Below are 19,587 nucleotides of genomic sequence, written 5' to 3' on the forward strand. Positions count from 1 at the left end.
GAAGCGTAGAGCCAATGAGTAGGATTTCCTCATAGTCATAAACACAAAAAAGACGAAGGACAACCATCCTTCGCCTTTTTTTAATGTCTCACTGCGCTTCTGCTTCCCATGCACTAGCAGGGCCAAAAAATTCATAGTGGATATCCGATGCAGGGATATTCCACTCTTTCAACAGGCCGTATACCGATTGCATGAATCCCACAGGGCCACAAAAATAATACTGAGCGTTACGTTCCGGTATCACGGATTGCAGCCAGGCCAGATCCAAACGTCCTTCCTTGTGAAAAGCCTGGGCTAGACGATCCTGCTCGGTTGGTCTGCTGTAGCACCACCGAACGGCCGCCTGTGCATGTGTGGCAACCAGCTTTTCCACCTCATTACGCAGAGCGTGGTTATCTCCGCTGACTGCTGCGTGGACAAAAGTGACGGGCCGATTCGGAGCAGTTTCCACCAAGGAAGCCAGCATGCTGAACATCGGGGTGAGCCCGACTCCACCGCTAATCAATACAACAGGTCTGCGATCTGTCTGATCCAGCGTAAAATCACCCGCAGGTGCAGACACCCGCAGCACATCGCCCTCCTGCACGTGCTCATGCAGATACACAGATACTTTGCCCGCTGGACGAGACCCTACAGCATCCTCTCGTTTTACGGATATCCGGTAGTAAGGTTTTCCTGGTGCACTAGAAAGGCTATATTGACGGATATGAGTATTATGTTCACCCGGAATCTCCATCTTCAAGCTGATATATTGCCCAGGCTCGAATGCAGGCAGCACCTGTCCATCCTGCGGCACCAGGTAAAAGGACGTAATTCGCTCGCTTTCCTTAACCTTTTTCTGTACAACAAAGTTCTTAAAGTCTGACCAACCTCCCTGCTGCTGTTCAGCCTCCTTGTACATTTCAGCTTCCACATCTATAAATACATTCGCAATCACACCATAGGCTTCAGCCCATGCGTTGATGATCTCATCTGTTGCTGCATCCCCTAGCACGTCCTTGATCGCAGCGAGTAGATATTTCCCGACGATAGGATAATGCTCTGGCTTAATCCCCAAACTACGATGCTTATGTGCAATCTGGCGTACCACCGGAAGAATTTCCTCCAGACGGTCAATGTGCTGTGCGGCCGCATATACAGCATTGGCCAGCGCCCCCTGTTGACGTCCTTGCTTCTGATTCGCGTGATTAAATATATTGAGAAGCTCGGGATGGGCCTCGAACATCATCTGATAAAAACGCTTGGTGATTGTAGTTCCGTGTACCTCCAAAACAGGTACAGTCGATTTGATCGTTGCAATGGTTTGCTCACTTAGCATTGTTGTATCCCTCTTTTCTCCAAAATAATGATGAACAAAAGGCGTTACAACATAGCTCCCTTTTGTTAACCTTCAATTAAAGCAAGTATACCCACATAAAGTAACCGTTTATGTGATTCCAGTCACTTTAAATTTGAAATAATGTGAACGTGTCAATGACAAAACGCACAATTATATACATTCCCGGTGTAGATAATAGCACATCCACAAGTAGGCAAAGAGACGCTTCTTTTAACTCAGCCGACCAACATTCCCATTTTCATTCAGTACCGATTCCAATTTATGATTCGAAAGACTTCAATTTATTCCACTTGTAAACGCTTCCAATTAAGATAGAATCGTAGATGAGGTACCGGACAAGCTGTTCGGGGCCATCCTATCTATATTAGGGAGGCAGATGATATCGTGAAGTGGATCAACAACAGCAAATGGTTAGCCCCATGGATTTGTATTATAATCGCAGTGGTCGGTGCAGGTCTTCAACCTGATGCAGTACATGCCAATACAACAGGCGTTACGCAAGCAACCTATGGGAGCGAGATGAACCCATCGCTGAATGGTTTGGACGCCGCTAATGCAGAACTGTCCTTGAGTGCAACAGCAAGCACAGCCATTACGAATGGAACGGATTGGAAGGACACCGCAGGAAACCCGATTCAGGCGAACAGCGGCAATATCCTAAAAGTAGGTTCCACTTATTATTGGTACGGCGAGCACGCTGAGAACTGGAAATTTGAAAAAGTGAACGTATATACCTCAACCGATCTGAAAAATTGGTCCTTCCGCAGTAGTATCCTCACCAAAGATTCCGCCCCTGAGCTGAATTCGAGCAAAATCGAGCGGCCTAAAGTCATTTACAACAAATCCACCGGAAAATATGTACTATGGGCACACTATGAAAATGGCACAGACTACTCACTCGGTCGCGTAGCTGTTGCTACCAGCGATACGCCTGACGGGAATTTCACCTACCAAGGCAGCTTCCGCCCGCTGAATTATGAGTCCCGTGATATGACGGTGTTTACGGATACCGACGGTAGCGGCTACCTCATTACAGCTTCCCGTAAAAATGGTGGCGCCAATGATACGATGGCAATCTTCAAGCTGACGGCCGATTATACAGGCGTGCAGTCGTTCGTTGGCTGGATTTTTGAAAATGGCTATCGCGAAGCCCCCGCTGTTGTGAAAAAGAACAATACCTACTACCTGTTTACCTCGCAGGCATCCGGCTGGTACCCGAATCAGGGTGCTTATGCAACCGCCAGCTCCATGACTGGAAGCTGGTCTGCTTTGTCGCCTTTCGGTGATCCAGCAGCTTACGGTTCGCAAATCCATTCCATCGCCACAATTACAGGCAGCGCAGGAACCAGCTACATCTATATGGGCGACCGCTGGAACCCGCTCAATCTGAGCGATCACAAATTCATCTGGTTGCCATTGACCCTGAATGACTCCAATAAAACGGCTACTCTAAACTGGTACAGTAGCTGGGATATGGATGCTGCTACAGGCACAGTCATCCTGCCATCCCTTGTGAATCACGCGCAAGGCAAAACAGCTACTGCCAGTTCAGCCGCATCTGCTTCCCCGGCTTCACTGGCGAACGATGGCAATCCCCAAACCTCATGGAAGGCTACATCTGCATCCTGGCCTGCTTGGTGGCAGGTGGATTTGGGCAGTACCAAGACGATTAACGAAGTGGATATTTCATGGTTTATGTACAAAGGATCTGAGGCATATTACAAGTATAAGATCGAATATAGTACGGATGGCGTTCATTATTCCACCATTGACCGTACGAGCAATACTGCATACGGCTTTACCAGTGACAAAGTTAATTTTCAAGCCCGTTACGTAAGAATTAATCTTGTAAATGCAGTGCTATTTAATAATCCGAACAACTGGTATACTCCGACGGTGCATGAAGTGAGATTGCTTGGCAATTAATTTGCTTCATTAAAAAGAACATGGCAGGAGAGTGCCCACATCAGTTAGGCCTTCTTCTGCCATGCTTGTGCTTTACCATCCGTTTCTTACTCACTGGCTCAACGCATCCGATTCACTGTGGTGAACACAAATTTATCATACCGATGGCGCGAGAATGAGTATTCAAATGGTATCCCCGTATCCAGATAACCCACTTGCTCAATTTCCAAGATTGGGTCATCTGCTGCACAATCCAGATGCTCCCGATCCAGTTCCGTCGACTTGGATGCCCGGATGGTACGATGTGAACCGACAATATTAAGGCCCAGCTCCTCCTTAATATGTTTGTACACCGAGCCATACAACACTTCCTCGGTAATACCGCTAATCAGCTTCGTTGGCATGTACGTGCGCTCGATAACATAGGGTTCGCCCTCCACAACACGCAGACGGATCACATGATATACAGGAGAATTGACGTCAATAAACAGATGAGTCGCTACTTCCTCGGATGGAAATTGAACGTCAAAGGCTATGATTTTACTTTTGATTTCTTTCCCGCGCAGTACGTTGGTCAGCCCCAGCATTTCATTTACAACGACATTAACCGGGCCATTGTAGACCGATTTAACGATAAAGGTTCCGTGTCCTCTTTTACGATTCAGCAGTCCGTCCATCACCAATGTGTCCAATGCCCTCTTAATCGTCATTCGACTTACACGAAACTCTTTTGCCAATGAGATCTCATCAGGGATGGGATCATCACTGCAGTAGGTCTTATTCATAATACGCTCTTTGACCTCTTGTGCAATCCGCTCGTATTTGTTCATCTGTCTACCACCTGTACTAAAAATTGTTTTATGTCAGCATTTTACCAAAATATCGGTAGCGCTGGTTTTTCTGTTCTGCAGGCGGGACGTTAAGGTATGACGGTATAGTAAGTATACCGAACATTATACTTTCTCACCAGCGGTATACAGCACAGCTTCCTTTCAGCAATGAAGAAAAAAAGGCGGTCCAAAGGACCACCCCCCACCTTACCTTAGAATCCGTTATTTTCGATCACTTGTTTGAACCAGTACCCACTCTGCTTAACGGATCTTTTACCCTCGTTCTGAAGATCCACGGATACAAAGCCGTAGCGATTCTTATATGCGTTCGTCCAGGACCAGTTGTCCATAAACGTCCATAAGTGATAGCCTTTCACATTGGACCCTTCTGAGATAGCTCGTTGGACCCATTTGAGATGCTCACGGATAAAATCAATACGATAATCATCGCGGATCATACCCTGCTCATCTCTGAATTTTTCTTCACCTTGAACGCCCATTCCGTTTTCTGAAATGAAGCATTCAATGTTGCCGTAATTTTCTCTGACATTGGTCAGAATGTCGTAAATTCCCTTCTCATAAATCTCCCAGCCTCGCATCTCATTCATCTTACGACCAGGCATGGCATAATAATCGAAGAATCGTTCCGGCACAAAAGGTGCGTCTGGATTTGGGAGACTTTCGCGAGCCTTGACTCTGCGCGGCTGATAATAGTTAATCCCCAGCAGGTCCACAGTACCCTGGCGTATAATCTCCCGATCTCCATCTTCCATGCTCGGTACAAATCCCTCTTGGCGTAACAGCTCCACAAGCAAAGGGTTAAATTCTCCCGTCACAGATGGGTCTAAAAAGGAACGGTTAAAGAACGCGTCGCATATTTCAGCAGCCTGCACGTCTGCCGGATGCTGACTACGCGGATAGCTCGGCGTCAGGTTCAAAATAATACCGATTTTGCCCTTATAGCCGCCTTCTCTGTAAGCCTTAATGGCACTGGCGCTCGATAACAGGGTATGATATCCCACCTGTACAGCTTTACCGAAATCCACTTCATTGGGATAGTGGAAATCGTATAGATAGCCGCCTTCCACCGGGACAATTGGCTCGTTATGCGTAAACCATTTGGCTACACGATCCCCGAACAACTCAAAGCAAGTGTTCGCGTAATCCACGTAAGCTTCGACCGTCTCGCGGTTTACCCAGCCTCCTTTTTCCTGTAAAGCCATCGGCAAATCAAAATGATACAGATTCACAAACGGCTCAATGCCCACCTGGTGCAACTCTTCAATGACGGAATTATAAAATTGAACCGCCTGCTGGTTTATTTCACCTTTCCCTGCCGGAAACAGGCGTGACCAGGAGATAGAGAACCGGAAAGAGTTGTGGCCAAGCTCTTTCATGAGTGCAATATCCTCTTTGTAACGGGTATAGAAACGGGATGTATCAGCAGGACCGACCCCGTCATAGAAACGGTTCGGCTCCTGCTCAAACCAATAATCCCAAATGTTCGGTCCTTTGCCGTCTCCCTCCACAGTTCCTTCTGTCTGGGTAGCCGAAGCTGAGGAACCCCACCAGAAGTCAGTCGGAAAACGGTATTGAATGGCTTGCTGCTCTATATCTTTCATTTCGGTATGATTCACAGCTCTACTCCTCTCTCTTTTGCAAAGAACAAGTCCACTACACTAGCAGCTCATTCATGTTACATTCCAACAGTTTGATCCTTACCTGCAACGGCTGCTTGTTTAAGCTCCTCTTCCTGCTCCTTACGAACGTTCATCCGATCAATAATTTTCAGGAACGGGAACCAGATGACAAAGACGACAGCCATATTAAACAACTGCAGTATGCCTCCCATTAGAGAACCGGTAGCCATCATTCCACTAAAGAACAACGGCATCGTCCAAGGAACCTGTATCCCATTGGGCGGCGGTACAATCCCCGTAGTCATGGCAAAGTAAGTAATCAGCGTAACGATCATTGGAGAAATGACCCACGGAACAAAAATAAGCGGATTCATCACAATCGGCAGACCGAATATGACGGGTTCGTTGACATTAAACAGACCTGGTCCAAGAGCCAGCTTACTGACCTGCTTCAATTGCTTACTCTTCAGGAAGATCAGAATCGAAAGCACGACAGCCAATGTCATACCTGTACCACCGATACCTACTGTATAAATATCAACAAACTGCTTGGTGATAATATGCGGCAGTTCCGCTCCTTTGGAGTACGCTTCATAGTTTTCAAGTGCCAGTGTATTCCAGATTGGGTCCATAACCGAGTTGATAATAATCTGACCATGAAGCCCAAAGAACCATAAAAGCTGAACAAAGAAAATAGCAATTAATGTAGGTATAATACCACTGCCCAAATGCACCAGCGGTGCCTGTACGGCATGATAAATCAGATCATGCAGGTTATTGTGAAGGGTCAGTGTAACTACAACATTAATGATCAAAAATATACCCAATGTAATACATGCCGGAAGCAAAGCGGCAAACGATTTGGCAACGGCTGGCGGAACACCTGGAGGCATTTTAATGACAAAATTTCGCTGTGTCACCCTCCGGTATATCTCAGCCGCGATAAAGGCGACGATCATACCAAGGAACATGCCTTTGGCACCAATCCGGTCCACCGGAATGACACCAGCAATCGTGGCACCGCTTTCTTGTGTCAGTACAAAAGGGGTGAGCATTAAGAAACTGGCCAACGCGATCATACCGCCGAATATGGGCTCGACCTTATAACTTCGAGATAGATAATAACCAATCCCGACGATGACAAATAAGGTCATAATATTCAGTGTGGCATTCGGCGCAATGTTCAGCAGACTGCTAAAAGTCGCATAATTGCCGTCGCCCATCCACCCTTTTAGAAACGGCAGATTAATAATAACTACAATAATGGAGCCAAAAACTGTTAATGGAAATGACAGCATGAATGCATCACGCAGTACAGTAAGATAGCGGTTGTTGTTCAGTTTACCGGCAATAGGTATCAGTATCCGGCTTAATTTTTCAAACAAAGCCTATTCCTCCCCGCGAAGTGACTTGCATCAATAGGGTTGCAAGCATTTCATGTCCCAAAATTCACAAATTTACAGGTCCAGCTATAAACTTCTGGATTTGAACAGCTCCAGCAGCTCTTGAACCAAATCCTTCATGGTAGCCGTGGACATCAAATGATCCTCGGCATGCATTAGAAGGAGCGAGAAGGGAGTTTGGGTTCCTCCCGCTTCCTTCTTAACCATTTGAAAATGGATATCATGCGCGGCACGTAAATCCTGCTTGGCTTGTTTGAGCAAATCGTCCGCACCTTCTACATTTTCATTTCTGTATTCAGTCAGCGCCTGAATCACTTTGCTGCGAGCGCTTCCACTATGCAAAATAAGTTGGAAACTAATTTGTTCTTCCGTGAGATCAGCTATATTAACTTTATCCATTTTTACGTTCCACCAGTTTCACAGCCTGTTCGTAGGCTTTCTTACCGTCAACCATTCCGTAGGCCATCATGTCAATTACTTCTACATGAATACCATATTGGGCTGCTTCCTTTTCCAGCTGTCCTTTAAGAAAACTCATTTGCGGGCCGATCAATACAGCGTCAGCCTTAGCCATGTCTTCTGCGGCTTGATCTTGACCTACTGCCCAAATTTCAGCCTCGTCTCCAATGGACTTAGCATAATCCTGCATCTTAGTAACCAGCAAACTTGTAGACATACCTGAGCTGCACGCCAGTAAAATTTTCTTCATGATTGTTCCTTCCCTTCAAGGTCTGATTGGATGATAACTACTAGAAAACGTTTACAGCGTAATTATAAATCCGCTTTTTGAATTTGTCTATACATTTAACATATATGTATAGACTTTTTTTAAAATGACACATTTTCTTCTTTTTTTTGAAAGTGAACTGATCCCTCATCTTTAATCTCTCAATAATAATCGATTTTCACTATAAGAGATTCTGCCAATGATATGTTATTCGATTCTGTAAATTGTTAACATGAGCTACGGAATAGGCTTGATAGCCCCTCCGTAGCCAAAGAATAGCTGAGGTCAGAAGAAATGAGTAGAGACGAGATGAACAAGCATCCTACATGAAAGTAGAGCTTTCACGCACTAAAAATTAGAAAAATTTTGAATATCAAGAAACATTCCTACATTTTTATCGTCTATATTATGGAAGGCCTTACGTATGAGGGCAGGATTCTTTGAAGCCCGAAGTTAAAAATCAACTCACAAAGGAGCTTATGCATGTTGAAAAAGTTAGGATTAGCTGCATTAATTTTGATTACTGGCATCTCTGTTATTGGAACAGGCTGGGCCGCACCCAGCACAACAACCATTGAAGTCTCTAAAACTGCTGTAGATTACAACATTGCTCGTCCTTCAAGCGATGGTGCTTTTCATGATGGCTTATTGGCTGCTGAAACATCTGCCGGAAACCTTGTGTATTACAATACCAAGGGACAAAAGGCTTTCTCTCTTCCCGCCGAGCTTAAACCTGTTGGTGATTTTCAAGAGCAGCGGGCTGTAGTCAAAAATACAAAAACCAATCTCTTTGGGTACATTAATACGAAAGGGACACTGGTCATTCCTTGCCAATACACCGAAGCCAGTGTCTTTTCCGAAGGCAAGGCCAAGGTCACCATAGCAGACACCAAAGAAAATGCAATTATAGATCGAACGGGAAAAACCCTTTCTCATTTTAAAGAACATGTGGATTCAGAATATGTATTTACAGAAGGGCTGGCCCTTGCCTATGCCCCTAACACTGGGAAGATTGGTTTTGTGAATGCTTCCGGTAAGCTAGCGATTCCTTATCAATACAAATACAGCCGTAGTTTCTCGGATGGCTTGGCTATTGTTCAAAATAGCAAGGGACTATACGGTTATATCAATACGGCAGGAAAAGAAGTCATTCCACCTCAATACAAATCTGGCGGAGACTTCTCGGAAGGATTGGCTCCAGTACAAAATACCAAGGGTAAATGGGGATTCATCAATAAACAGGGAAAAGTCGTGATTCCCTTTAAATTTACGGATGCACAGGATTTTAGCGAGGGCTTGGCCAGTGTGAAAAATGCGAAAAATGAGGTTGGGTTTATTGATAAAACAGGAACATTGGTCATTAAATATCAACAAAAATATGACGTTACATCTCCATTCAAGGAAGGCATTGCTTTAGTTGGTAAACAAGCAAACTCATCTGTCTCGGACGGAAAATTCGGTTACATCAATCGCCAAGGTCAACTGCTGACCAAGCTTGAATACAGATCGGAATCTTCTTCCTTCTCTAATGGTTATGCTGTTGCTTTTGTCAAGCCAGGCAAAGCCTTCATTGTTTCTAAACATTCTGCTTCAAAATAAAAAAATAACCCTGGAGGCAGATCGAATGGATCTGCTTCCAGGGTTATTTTGACTGCTAATATCTCAAAACCACTTAGTCGTGTGTATAGAATTTTACGCCAGGCAGATCAGCTGCCACCCAAGAGTAATTAATAGTATTGCTGTTGTAATTTTTGGTTCCCGCCTGAGCGATCTGTACTTCCTTCAAGATCGTGATCGATGAACCCTTTGGTCTGACGACAACGACATGACCATGTCCGTCCGCTTTTTTGATCCCGATGGTTGGGTACCCGAGGTTTGCTCTTTTCTGAGCATCCTGAAAAGTTACGGAGTACCAGCCCGGCGTGTTGTTACCCAGTAAAGCATCAGCCATTTGATTGGCTAAGCCACTTGGCAAGGAAGCCGACATCGCAGCCATCACGTCTTGTGCAAAAATATTACATTTTGTTCCACCTACCGGCGAATACTTTTTGTTCGTTTCTACCTTAAAACCGTCGATTACAGATGCGTATGTGCTTGCACTTCTAGCCATTGAAAATTCCCCCTGAATATAAGTTGTAGAGGAAATGACGGAGTCGCTTGAACATCTGAATGGCTCCACATTCGATTGATATTAGCTTCAATTCCCTCTCAACTATTAGGGTGATTTCCGGCTTACTTTAACAACGCAATACCACAGAAAACGAACTATATTTTTATAATTTCAATCGAAACCAGAGACTTTGCTCAAAATCAACTTAACAGCAGCCATAATGTGACCCTTATTGTTTAGTCATCACTTAGCTGAAGGCTTTCTTCACTGATTACGGTTGGAACGATAAGCTCAGGAGTAGTCGCAGGCTTAGCTGGTGTAAAATAGTCTGCAACCCCCACCATTATAGCAATGCCAATAAATAGCACGATCCAATTACGATTCTTTTTCATCATCTATACCTCTCATTCTTCACTGCGCCCATTCAACCACTTGAACCAGTGGAGCAAATGACTGAATCGGTATTCATGCTGGGAAGCATACGTCCATACCTCCGGCTCTTCACCAGGTTCCTTCCAGACGAGCATGGAAAAGTGACCTTCTTTCTCGCTTGCGACCGACAGCAGCGAAAGACGATCATCCCCGAATCGGTAAGGGGCCGATTCCACCCAGTAATTTCGCATATCGCTGATCCAGCTGCGAAAATGCTGTGTACCTGCGATCCGGAGCACTTCATCAGGAAGGAGCAGATGCTCATGGATGTCCTTCCAATCCCCTGCATATTGGTACCGCATTGCCAACATTGGACTGAGCGGTCTCACTTTCCCTAGAGCCAACGTGGGCATACAGGTGACGGGAACGACCGGGCCAATACGCTGGATAGCATAAGCACGGGCTTCCTCCTTACTCATTCCATAGGACATAGCCTCCACGAGGAAATCGTTCCGTCTTACACCAAACTGATGCTGGTAGTGTGACATTTCATCCCGTAGCTCTAGTACCATACCTTGTAACGTATCTGTTCCGATCATTCCCAAACACCTCTCATTCCAAAATATAGGCGTGCAATTCCTGTTGCGCTCGATACTTAGCCCAATTGAATTCGGGCCAACTCGATTCTTCTCTCGTCATGCTCATCAAGCGGGCTTGTAAAAACTCATCCAGCGCTCCGTGTTCCTTACGGCTAAAATCAATCAGTAGTGGAATCGCGTCCGCTGATAGCTCACTCAAATATTCCTTGTCTATCACCGATGTTGTACGATACCGTTCGAGATTATTTTCAGCTATCCGTACATCAATACCCACATAATTCACGACGACATAGGCGATTAGAGCGAGTACAATATAATATTTCGCCAGCGGAAGCTGGCGGACATGAATACGCACGGCCGCAACGAGCAGCAGCAAGCCTAGAAAAATCATAAATGCGTGTACCAGATAACGGATATACGTATATCCGTATGCTTCTTCGTACATAACCAGCCGGGTATATCCCGAGTACAGCATCACACCCGAACAACCGACGAGTATGTACAGCAGGCCGCTGTTCAATGTTTGCACTATACCTGAGCCGAATTCAGTCCATTTCAATACACTGATCATCAGCACAAAATTGATACCTGTTACCATAACCAGCTCCCCGAATCCTCTTCTCGCATATTCAGCATACGAGGTTCCTTCTGGCAAAGCACCTTCCCATGCACCAAACAGATATCCGAACTGCAGCACGACGAACACAACATACACCAGATTCATGACAATCAGCACTGTAGCGGTAATGACAGGATCAAACTTGATTGCGACCGGCTCGTGGTAAGGTACTGCTGCTGCTGACTGAGCCTCTCTTTCCGTATTCCGCGGAGCAGGCTGTACGAATCCCCACAAGTAACAGAAAAAACAGAAGGTAAAAAAGCAGGCCCAGATCAGCCGCGGCAAACCACTCCCAAAGGTCAATGTGCCAATCCATTCGGGTATGCCAGATAACAACTCTTCGAACACCCCATCTGCGGAAGCCAGCAGAGATATAATAATGAGTAGCAACGGCAAGGCAATAAGTAGACCGATTATCACTTTACCCAATACACGCTTACGCTCATCCTTTACATTCCGAAAGGCTGCCGTCTTAAATATTCGAAACGGAGTCACGATATGGCGGAAATTTTGATAAAACCAATGGCTTAGCGCCTGACCGATAATACCGATTTCTGACCAGCTATGCCTTTTTTCCCCGAACAGCAACACCATATGTACGCTAATCAGAGCAGATATAGCTAGGGCATTTAACACATAAAAGATCGGGTTATCGAACAGCACATATGTCAGTGCCAGCATCATAATGACCACAAACAGCAGACGTCCTATCCATGTAATGGGCTGGCAACGATCTCGATTAAAGGAATACATATACACGTAAAATACAATAACGAAAATAGGCATAGACACGCCCAGCCCATGTTCGAAGAACAGATATTGATGGACCAGCGCCAACACAATGGCGCCGGCAAAGGCGGACAACAACGACGCTTTCGGCAAAGACGATCCATTCACCTTGTCATGCATGGTAAATACCTCCACAACTATGCTTTATAACCCTTATTGTAGATGATAAAATAAGAAGATAAAGAGAAATTAATCAAAATAAAATTTCCTATTTTATAAAAGCAGTTGCGCTTTTACTCAAGCATAGGGGAAACGGAGCATTCCTGAATGAAACTTCACGCCCAATTTTTACGGCTTCACTCCCACGCAGCTGACGACAGGGACGAGAACCATACCATAGAGACTACGCTGGATGAGCTGGCGGCTATTTTTGACTGCACCCACCGCAATGCCTTGATGATCATTCAGAAAATGGAGCAGCACGACTGGATACAATGGACTCCTCGCCGAGGCAGAGGCCGCCGCTCCAGCCTGCGCTTCCTTATTCAGCCGGAAGACATTGCTGTGCAATCCATGATGCAAGCCATAGACCGCCATGATATCAAACGCGCACTGGATGAAATCCGAGTTCATTCACGCTCCTCCACCATGCAGGAGCATTTGCAGGGCTGGCTGCTGAATTATTTCGGGCATCACGCGGAGGTGCGCAGTGATCAGCAGCAGATCGACACACTGCGTCTGCCTATTCGCCAGCAGCTCTATACGCTGGACCCGTTGTACTTGAACTGGCTCGCCGAGTCCTTCGTATCCAGTCATGTCTTTGACGGGCTGGCCCGCCGGGCGAACGAGAGCGGTGAGATTTTGCCGGGACTGGCGCACGCTTGGGAGGTGGACACTACTCGTACGCAGTGGACCTTTTTCCTGCGTAAAGAAGTGCTGTTTCATAACGGCAAAATACTGACCGCGGAAGACGTCGTCTATACCTTTGAACGACTGAGTCGGGCGCCGGGAAGGAGACTTTACCATTTTATCGTCCGGCAAATTCAGCACGTTCAAGCGTTGAGTCCGACGATGGTACGCTTTGTACTAAAGGAGCCGAACGAGCTATTTTTATCCTTCCTGTGTACCAGCCGGGCTGCAATTGTACCGCGTGAGCTTAATCAGGTGGGTGAAGCCGCCTTTGGCATTCGTCCTATCGGTACGGGGGCTTTCAAGGTCACGGAAATGAACGAAAGCTTGTGCTTACTTGAGGCTTTTGCGCCTTATTTTCAGGGTCGCGCTCATCTAGATCGGGTGGAAATCGTTCAACTCCCGTGGGCGACTAAGCTGGAATCGCCGGATATGGAAGACACCGCTTCTTCTTTTCACATTATCCATAATCCTATACTGGCAAGAGACACGGATACCGCATGGAGCCAGATTCACTCGGCGGCTTCGGTACGCAAATTTATCACATGTAACACACACAAGGATGGACCGCTGCGCAACCCGGAAATACGTGCTCGGATTGTAGCATGTCTGGATCATCGCCCCCTTCCTTCAGCAGTGGATTCATCTAACGCTAACGATTCATGCGAACCACTGGCGGCGTTACAAATTGCCACCATTCCCGAGTATAGAGCGGATGCAGAACGGGTCGCAGCTCAGCTCGAATCCTGTGGATATACGTGTAACATTGTGGCCGCATCCATGAATGAATTCAAAAGTTCATCTATTCGTATGGAGTCAGACTTAATCATCTTTTCTCTGTTTCGTGACCGTGATGAGCAATTGCGTCTGTTTGATCTGTATCTCAATGTATCCGGGCATGTGGAGCCGCATAGCCGTGTGGATATCGAAAGACTGCTGCGCGAAATTGCACGGGAAGCCGATCATACCGTTAGAGCACAGCAATTTGAACATATCGAAACTCGGCTCATGGATGAGCACCAGCTGCATATTTTATATGAAAAGCCCGTTCAGACGGCCTATCTTCCTACTGTTCGCGGCGTATCCTTTAACAGCCAAGGTTGGGTGGATCTTCGTCATGTCTGGTTTCCGCCTGCCCAACCTCCAACTCCTCACACTTGACGGCAAGGACGCTCCTTCAACCTTCAAATGCACTTGCAAATAAAAAAGGTATCCTCTTCATAAGAGAATACCTTTTTTAATGTTATCTAGACCCTCTAAGCCGATGGTTCAGGAGATGACAATGCCCATCCCCCCAGCCCATGACTGTGGACATCGCTAGGGTCTTCTATAGGAGGGGTGACGGGTGGAAAATTCAATAGGATAAAAACATTAAATGCGAGCAGAGAAAAAACGATCTTTTTTATCATAGATGTACTCTACCTCTCCAAGTAAGTTTTTATATTCCTCTTTGTCCTCAGAAGTGGCAGTATGCCGATACTTTTCAAATAGTCCTACACACTTGATGGTGACAGGATTACCATTCAGCACGACAGAATAGGAAAGGCTCTCAAGCAGGAATTTCATACCTTTGGAATAACGATGTTTGTTGAGATCGTAACAAGCCATCTCTGCCAAAAATCGTGCATAGAGATCTGCTGACATTTGCTCGGTATAGGTGCCTACCTTGGCATGCTGATCTGCAAATGCCTCAATTTGTTTTTCAAAGTGCTGCAGTACATGATCTACATTAAAATCATAACGGTTGGCCGCTACCATTATCTTATGTAACCCCACCAGAATTTCGCCCTCATTTTTTTCCAAATAATTTACATACTGTGGAATCACATCCAGGCTACCGGACATCAACTGATACAAATACCTGTTGGCCTCAGCCCAGTTGCTACAAAGGGCCTTCAAATGCCGAGCTTCCTCCGTATCCTCTTGCACCCAGCTCAAATCAGAGTATAGGGATACATATTCCAGTGCCTTCTGATAATCCCCGCGCTCATCCCACACCCCGGCACGGAGTACGTAAGAGTATACAATATACATAAACAAAGGGCCCTTAGGTTCCTTGCCACGCTCTGATTTTCTGGTATTTCCGTATTTTTGCTCGTATTGTACTTTGGCTTTTTGAGCCATTTTTTCAGCAAACCATTCTACTTTATCCCAACGCCGCAAGGAGGCATACGTATTAGCCAAATCTCTTAAGGCATCCAGTTGGTCTGCCTCACCCAATCGCTCTACAAAGCTTTCAAAATGTGTGGCTGCCCATAAATTTTCATCCTGATCATCGCCAACGGTAATCGTAAATAAACGGTATTGGCAGAGCGCCAGCCGCTCCGAATGTTGATACTTCTCACTTTCCGCGACATTTTTATAAATAATGGCCGCAGCCTCCAACCTACCTTCGCTGAATAATTCTTCCGCTGTCTCAAACAAAGCCGGGGCGTATATGAGATAGTCCATGATAAACTCCACGACTTGCTTAATACAATCGAGTTTGTTCAGCTCTGCACAGCGATGCAAAAAGGGCCGAACCCGTCGCCAATTCGGTGCCGTATTCCGTATAAATTCATCAATGTATAGCTCATAGAGGCTTCCTTCTTCAAGCCCCATACCTGCAGCAATCCGATCCAGCAGCAGCATCGCAATTGGCCGGTTACCGTTGATAATGGCACTGATTGTTCCTGCATTAATACCTGTGTTCTCCCCAAACTTACTAATCGTAATTCCTTCTCGTCTGATGTACTGCTCCAGCTCTGCGCGAATAGTGGTTGTTTCCTTCAAATCAGGCACCCCCAGGGATAACTTGCATGATTTCAATACAAAAAAAGAAAATTCCCGTGAATATTCCCTTAATTATACAAAAGAAAGCCCACTTAGCCAACTGCATAAGTACATTTATATCAAAAAATTCAATAATTCTCCGAATTGCCGTATACTACAGGAGGCGAGCTGAACAGCTACAACCAATCGGTCGCAGGAAAGGATACGACAAATGGACAACACCCCAACTATAGAACAACAAATTGCACAATGGATGGTCGCGCAAATCCGTGAAGTGGGCACTCTGAAACAAGAAGATGCCATTGCATATGTACGCTCTGAATACGGAGAGCAGTATGTGTTTATAAGCGAGCATGGTCATGTATCTTTGGAAAAAGAAATCAAAAAGGCATTTCGCAAACTACATGGTGGCCGAATCGCCTGGGATCGTGATGCATTCCTCTGGGCCTGGACTTAACAAGCAAAAGCATCTGCTATAGGCAGATGTTTTTTTGATGATTTAACCGTATATCCTCTGGAGTCGGCTAATTTCCTCCTTCACAAACTGTCGGAGTATTGCAGGCTCCACGATTTCAACCCGGCCGATCCAATCCATCGCATCGCGGCAGGCCGCTTCATAGCTATACATGTTGACGGTTAGAATGAAGTGATTGCCTTCCTGTACAGACTGGATGATTTCCATCCTTTTCGCTAGTATTCCAGCTTGCTTCTTAGTCGCTCGGACCAGAACAGGATAATATTCTTTCTCTCTACAAAGCTGCTTAAACGCGCTTTCTTGCTTCATCCAATGATGTTCCAGCGAGAAATCTCCAGGAACCTCAAAGACTTCGGCAGACGGCTGAATTTCCATAATTCGCTCACACTTAAAAGTCCGAATCTCCTGCCCGACTTCACAAAAGGCAATAAGATACCAATCTCCTTTTTTCACCACCAGTCCATAGGGATGTACATGGCGAGAAGTGCAAGAGCCGTCAGCTTTCTCATATTGTATAGTTATTTTATAGGACCCCCATACTGCCGCTCTCACGGCTTCCAGGCAAGGAATCGCTATACGTTCCGTCCACCACGGTGTATCATCAAAATAAAACCGAGCTTTGGCTTTTTGAATATCGGATTGATAGGGGGCCGGCATCGTCTGTTCCAGTTTGAGCAAAGTATTCTTTAACTTCAAACCCGATTCGGTGGACCCGCCCGTATAAATGCCCATCCCCGTTAAATACAACTGAATGACATCCCCGCCATTCAACTGCTTCAGGTTTGCCGTATAACCCTCCATTAAATAAATTCCGCCCTTCGGACCGGATGCGGTAACAATCGGAACTCCGGCTTCAGCCAGAAGGTCGATATCCCTGTAAATGGAGCGTACAGAGGTTTCCAGTGCCAACGCCAATTCCCTGGCCTTCATTCTCCCTCTAGATTCGATACATAATAAAATCGCGATTAAACGATGCAGTCTCACAATCATACCTCCACATAGATGGTTAACCCGAAATGAAAAGATGATGCAAAGATTGTTGACACCCTGTTGGCAGCAATAGGTGTGTATCATAGAAGTAAAGGGGTGTAATGGATGATGAATATTGGAATTTTGGGGACGGGATTCGGCGCGTATCATGCCTCGCTGTTAAACAACCATCCCAAGGTAAACAGACTCATTGTATTTGGAAGGAACGAAACCAAGCTGCAAAAATTGAAAGAGGAGCTAAACGTAGAAGTCACACAAAATATAGAGGATATTCTGCTGGATCCGGACGTGGATATCGTCGATCTATGCCTGCCCTCCCACCTGCATAGGTCACATGCCATTGATGCGCTAAAGCACGGGAAGCATGTATTTTGTGAAACACCGGTTTGCTTTCATCTCGAAGACGCTCTTCTTATGCAACAAGCTGAGAAGCAATATGGAAAAAAAATTCTGGTTAACCAGTTCATTAAGTTTGATCCTGCCTATACCTATCTGTACGAGGCTTATCGCCAACAAAAATACGGAAAACTCATTTCCTTGTCCTTAAAAAGAGAAACCCCTCCCCTGTGGGGAGACCTTGGACTAAGTTCCATCCCTACGCAGTTCATGATTCATGAACTGGATCTATTCACCTGGCTATGGGGTCCATGTGATCCATATACAGTGTGGGGTACAGAGGTAGTCCATCCCGAACAGGCACAAGTTCGGGCTTATTTTCAGCATCGGGATACATTCACAGAAATTATCGCTTCTTCCCATATGCCGAAAAGCTATCCTTTCACGGTGGCCTATGAAGCTTATTTTGAAAAAGCCAAGCTGGTATTTCATGAGAGTGACGAAAACGATCCCATACCCACCGCATTATTTGAGTATACCGCATCAGGACAGCAAAAAATCAACCTCGAATCCGCCAATCCATACGAAAAAAGTTGGGATCATGCACTTGATTGCTTTGGCGGACATGCGGAATGTCTGATTCCATTGGAGTCGGCCGTACAAGCACTGGAAATGGCCATTGAGATTAAAAACAGACTGGAGCAAGCTCGGCGTTAGCCGGTAGTTAGCCCGTACCTTCGGAAATCAGCTTCCTATCAGGAAGCTGTATCCGCAGGCAGGGACACTTCGTCCGCGTAGTTCGTTGCCATAATCTTGGCTACCTCAGCCGGGTCAGTCGTCTGGCCCAACGCCCACATCATTTTCGTTACCAGCGCTTCTGTTGTCATGTCATACCCCGGAATAACGCCCTTTTCCAGCACCTTCTGCCCTACCTCATAAATCGTCAGGTCCCCGCCCTCATAAGGACATTGAGTGGTAACAACAATACTCATACCGTCCTTCATCAGATCCTCAATTTTACTGATGAGGCTCCTTTCTTTAAAAGGCACGCCGCCCATGCCAAAGCCCTCAATGACGATACCTTTATAGCCCAAGCTCTGAATAGCATCAAAAATCGCCGGGTTTGTACCCGGAATCAGCCTGAGCAGAAATACTTCAGAAGCATACCTGTCATTGTATGGGTGACGAACGGTATCACGATTTGCAAATACGCCCTCCGTATAGACCACCTTGCCGTTCTCCACGAGACCTATGTACGGATAGTTAATACTCTCAAAAGCATTATAGCTGCGTGTTCTGATCTTCGAGCTGCGGCTGCCGTTGATAATCTTGCCATTAAACACGACAAAAACCCCTGCTACCTCGCCACATGCGGTCAGGAATGAGTCAATTACATTTTTTTTGGAATCGCTGTGCTCCGCCAATATAGATACTTGCGACCCTGTCACAACGACGGGTTTGTCCACAGTCCCCAACATAAAGCTCAGGGCTGAAGCCGTATAAGCCATCGTATCCGTGCCATGGGCAATAACAATACCGTCGTATTGATCGAGCGAACGATGTACCATCCGGGCGATGGAAGCCCAATCCTCTGGTTGTGTATTGGTGCTATCAATGCTCATCAAATTGTAGGCATCAATCTCGCAAATTTCCTGGAGCTCTGGAATTTCAGCCAAAATATTTTCAGCCGATTGAGTTGGAGTCAGGCCGTTTTCCTGATAGGAGGAAGAAATTGTTCCTCCGGTATTAATGAACAGAACCTTTTTCATTTGCCAATGTTCCTTCCCGATTACAACTTCACTTTATTGTTCTTAGAATTTATCATGAATAAG

General features: G+C 45.8%; 18 protein-coding genes. 5 read left to right on the forward strand and 13 right to left on the reverse strand.

What is annotated here, in order from left to right; translation table 11 throughout:
- Positions 1-88 precede the first annotated feature (88 nt).
- Positions 89-1,318, reverse strand: coding sequence for an NO-inducible flavohemoprotein (gene hmpA / locus ACUC6J_RS23925; protein ID WP_447249536.1), 1,230 nt, complete (start codon positions 1,316-1,318; stop codon positions 89-91).
- A gap of 405 nt (positions 1,319-1,723) precedes the next feature.
- Between hmpA and ACUC6J_RS23930 the strand changes: the two genes are divergently transcribed.
- Entirely contained in the window at positions 1,724-3,265 is a 1,542-nt protein-coding gene (locus ACUC6J_RS23930; RefSeq protein ID WP_019688978.1) for a family 43 glycosylhydrolase, read from the forward strand.
- A gap of 98 nt (positions 3,266-3,363) precedes the next feature.
- On the opposite strand, the gene ACUC6J_RS23935 is transcribed toward ACUC6J_RS23930, so the two are convergent.
- The 5 genes from ACUC6J_RS23935 to ACUC6J_RS23955 all read right to left on the reverse strand — a co-directional run bounded on the left by ACUC6J_RS23935 (position 3,364) and on the right by ACUC6J_RS23955 (position 7,826).
- The gene (locus tag ACUC6J_RS23935; RefSeq protein WP_016822631.1) at positions 3,364-4,074 is read right to left on the reverse strand and encodes a GntR family transcriptional regulator; all 711 of its coding nucleotides are present in this window, start codon (positions 4,072-4,074) and stop codon (positions 3,364-3,366) included.
- Positions 4,075-4,286: 212 nt separating this feature from the next.
- Positions 4,287-5,696: a glycoside hydrolase family 1 protein gene (locus tag ACUC6J_RS23940; protein ID WP_031462474.1), complete on the reverse strand. Its 1,410-nt coding sequence runs from the start codon at positions 5,694-5,696 to the stop codon at positions 4,287-4,289.
- A gap of 74 nt (positions 5,697-5,770) precedes the next feature.
- Positions 5,771-7,099, reverse strand: coding sequence for a PTS cellobiose transporter subunit IIC (celB, locus tag ACUC6J_RS23945; RefSeq protein ID WP_016822629.1), 1,329 nt, complete (start codon positions 7,097-7,099; stop codon positions 5,771-5,773).
- An 84-nt stretch (positions 7,100-7,183) separates the two neighbouring features.
- A complete protein-coding gene (locus ACUC6J_RS23950) occupies positions 7,184-7,516 on the reverse strand; it encodes a PTS lactose/cellobiose transporter subunit IIA (protein WP_016822628.1) in 333 nt (110 codons plus the stop codon).
- Complete coding sequence (locus ACUC6J_RS23955; protein ID WP_013312603.1) at positions 7,509-7,826, reverse strand: PTS sugar transporter subunit IIB; 318 nt, start codon at positions 7,824-7,826, stop codon at positions 7,509-7,511. Before ACUC6J_RS23955 ends, ACUC6J_RS23950 begins: the two co-directional genes overlap by 8 nt.
- Before the next feature lie 501 nt (positions 7,827-8,327).
- Between ACUC6J_RS23955 and ACUC6J_RS23960 the strand changes: the two genes are divergently transcribed.
- On the forward strand, positions 8,328-9,443 hold the full coding sequence (locus ACUC6J_RS23960; RefSeq protein WP_447249537.1) for a WG repeat-containing protein: 1,116 nt from the start codon (positions 8,328-8,330) through the stop codon (positions 9,441-9,443).
- Between the two features lie 73 nt (positions 9,444-9,516).
- Here the strand turns inward: ACUC6J_RS23960 and ACUC6J_RS23965 are convergent, their stop codons facing one another.
- The 4 genes from ACUC6J_RS23965 to ACUC6J_RS23980 form a co-directional block, all read right to left on the reverse strand.
- A complete protein-coding gene (locus ACUC6J_RS23965) occupies positions 9,517-9,954 on the reverse strand; it encodes a hypothetical protein (protein WP_016822626.1) in 438 nt (145 codons plus the stop codon).
- A gap of 236 nt (positions 9,955-10,190) precedes the next feature.
- Positions 10,191-10,349, reverse strand: coding sequence for a hypothetical protein (locus ACUC6J_RS23970; RefSeq protein ID WP_164964380.1), 159 nt, complete (start codon positions 10,347-10,349; stop codon positions 10,191-10,193).
- 9 nt (positions 10,350-10,358) lie between these two features.
- Entirely contained in the window at positions 10,359-10,925 is a 567-nt protein-coding gene (locus ACUC6J_RS23975) for a hypothetical protein (protein WP_019688980.1), read from the reverse strand.
- Between the two features lie 13 nt (positions 10,926-10,938).
- Positions 10,939-12,453 carry a DUF4153 domain-containing protein gene (locus ACUC6J_RS23980; RefSeq protein WP_447249538.1) on the reverse strand — a complete coding sequence of 505 codons (1,515 nt, stop codon included), beginning with the start codon at positions 12,451-12,453 and terminating at the stop codon, positions 10,939-10,941.
- A 147-nt stretch (positions 12,454-12,600) separates the two neighbouring features.
- Between ACUC6J_RS23980 and ACUC6J_RS23985 the strand changes: the two genes are divergently transcribed.
- On the forward strand, positions 12,601-14,343 hold the full coding sequence (locus tag ACUC6J_RS23985; protein WP_025366168.1) for an ABC transporter substrate-binding protein: 1,743 nt from the start codon (positions 12,601-12,603) through the stop codon (positions 14,341-14,343).
- Between the two features lie 210 nt (positions 14,344-14,553).
- Here ACUC6J_RS23985 and ACUC6J_RS23990 read toward each other — a convergent pair whose 3' ends face one another.
- A complete protein-coding gene (locus ACUC6J_RS23990; RefSeq protein ID WP_016822621.1) occupies positions 14,554-15,954 on the reverse strand; it encodes a helix-turn-helix domain-containing protein in 1,401 nt (466 codons plus the stop codon).
- 211 nt (positions 15,955-16,165) lie between these two features.
- Between ACUC6J_RS23990 and ACUC6J_RS23995 the strand changes: the two genes are divergently transcribed.
- Positions 16,166-16,411, forward strand: a complete 246-nt coding sequence (locus ACUC6J_RS23995) for a DUF6953 family protein (RefSeq protein ID WP_013373729.1) — start codon at positions 16,166-16,168, stop codon at positions 16,409-16,411.
- Between the two features lie 42 nt (positions 16,412-16,453).
- On the opposite strand, the gene ACUC6J_RS24000 is transcribed toward ACUC6J_RS23995, so the two are convergent.
- Positions 16,454-17,413, reverse strand: coding sequence for a helix-turn-helix transcriptional regulator (locus tag ACUC6J_RS24000; RefSeq protein ID WP_031462479.1), 960 nt, complete (start codon positions 17,411-17,413; stop codon positions 16,454-16,456).
- A gap of 111 nt (positions 17,414-17,524) precedes the next feature.
- On the opposite strand from ACUC6J_RS24000, the gene ACUC6J_RS24005 reads away from it, so the two are divergent.
- Complete coding sequence (locus tag ACUC6J_RS24005) at positions 17,525-18,472, forward strand: Gfo/Idh/MocA family protein (RefSeq protein ID WP_330721167.1); 948 nt, start codon at positions 17,525-17,527, stop codon at positions 18,470-18,472.
- A 38-nt stretch (positions 18,473-18,510) separates the two neighbouring features.
- Here the strand turns inward: ACUC6J_RS24005 and ACUC6J_RS24010 are convergent, their stop codons facing one another.
- Positions 18,511-19,524, reverse strand: coding sequence for an asparaginase (locus tag ACUC6J_RS24010; RefSeq protein ID WP_045244741.1), 1,014 nt, complete (start codon positions 19,522-19,524; stop codon positions 18,511-18,513).
- Between the last annotated feature and the right edge of the window lie 63 nt (positions 19,525-19,587).

It is taken from the genome of Paenibacillus sp. JJ1683 (genome assembly GCF_053006485.1).

Bases quoted from the DNA above. Each gene is read 5' to 3' on its own strand.
- hmpA (WP_447249536.1), bottom strand. From the start codon at position 1,318: ATGCTAAGTGAGCAAACCATTGCAACGATCAAATCGACTGTACCTGTT.
- ACUC6J_RS23970 (WP_164964380.1), bottom strand. From the start codon at position 10,349: ATGATGAAAAAGAATCGTAATTGGATCGTGCTATTTATTGGCATTGCT.
- ACUC6J_RS23940 (WP_031462474.1), bottom strand. From the start codon at position 5,696: ATGAAAGATATAGAGCAGCAAGCCATTCAATACCGTTTTCCGACTGAC.
- ACUC6J_RS23960 (WP_447249537.1), top strand. From the start codon at position 8,328: ATGTTGAAAAAGTTAGGATTAGCTGCATTAATTTTGATTACTGGCATC.
- ACUC6J_RS23975 (WP_019688980.1), bottom strand. From the start codon at position 10,925: ATGATCGGAACAGATACGTTACAAGGTATGGTACTAGAGCTACGGGAT.
- ACUC6J_RS23995 (WP_013373729.1), top strand. From the start codon at position 16,166: ATGGACAACACCCCAACTATAGAACAACAAATTGCACAATGGATGGTC.
- ACUC6J_RS23980 (WP_447249538.1), bottom strand. From the start codon at position 12,453: ATGCATGACAAGGTGAATGGATCGTCTTTGCCGAAAGCGTCGTTGTTG.
- ACUC6J_RS23985 (WP_025366168.1), top strand. From the start codon at position 12,601: ATGAAACTTCACGCCCAATTTTTACGGCTTCACTCCCACGCAGCTGAC.
- ACUC6J_RS23950 (WP_016822628.1), bottom strand. From the start codon at position 7,516: ATGGATAAAGTTAATATAGCTGATCTCACGGAAGAACAAATTAGTTTC.
- ACUC6J_RS24010 (WP_045244741.1), bottom strand. From the start codon at position 19,524: ATGAAAAAGGTTCTGTTCATTAATACCGGAGGAACAATTTCTTCCTCC.
- ACUC6J_RS23935 (WP_016822631.1), bottom strand. From the start codon at position 4,074: ATGAACAAATACGAGCGGATTGCACAAGAGGTCAAAGAGCGTATTATG.
- ACUC6J_RS23965 (WP_016822626.1), bottom strand. From the start codon at position 9,954: ATGGCTAGAAGTGCAAGCACATACGCATCTGTAATCGACGGTTTTAAG.
- ACUC6J_RS24005 (WP_330721167.1), top strand. From the start codon at position 17,525: ATGATGAATATTGGAATTTTGGGGACGGGATTCGGCGCGTATCATGCC.
- ACUC6J_RS23955 (WP_013312603.1), bottom strand. From the start codon at position 7,826: ATGAAGAAAATTTTACTGGCGTGCAGCTCAGGTATGTCTACAAGTTTG.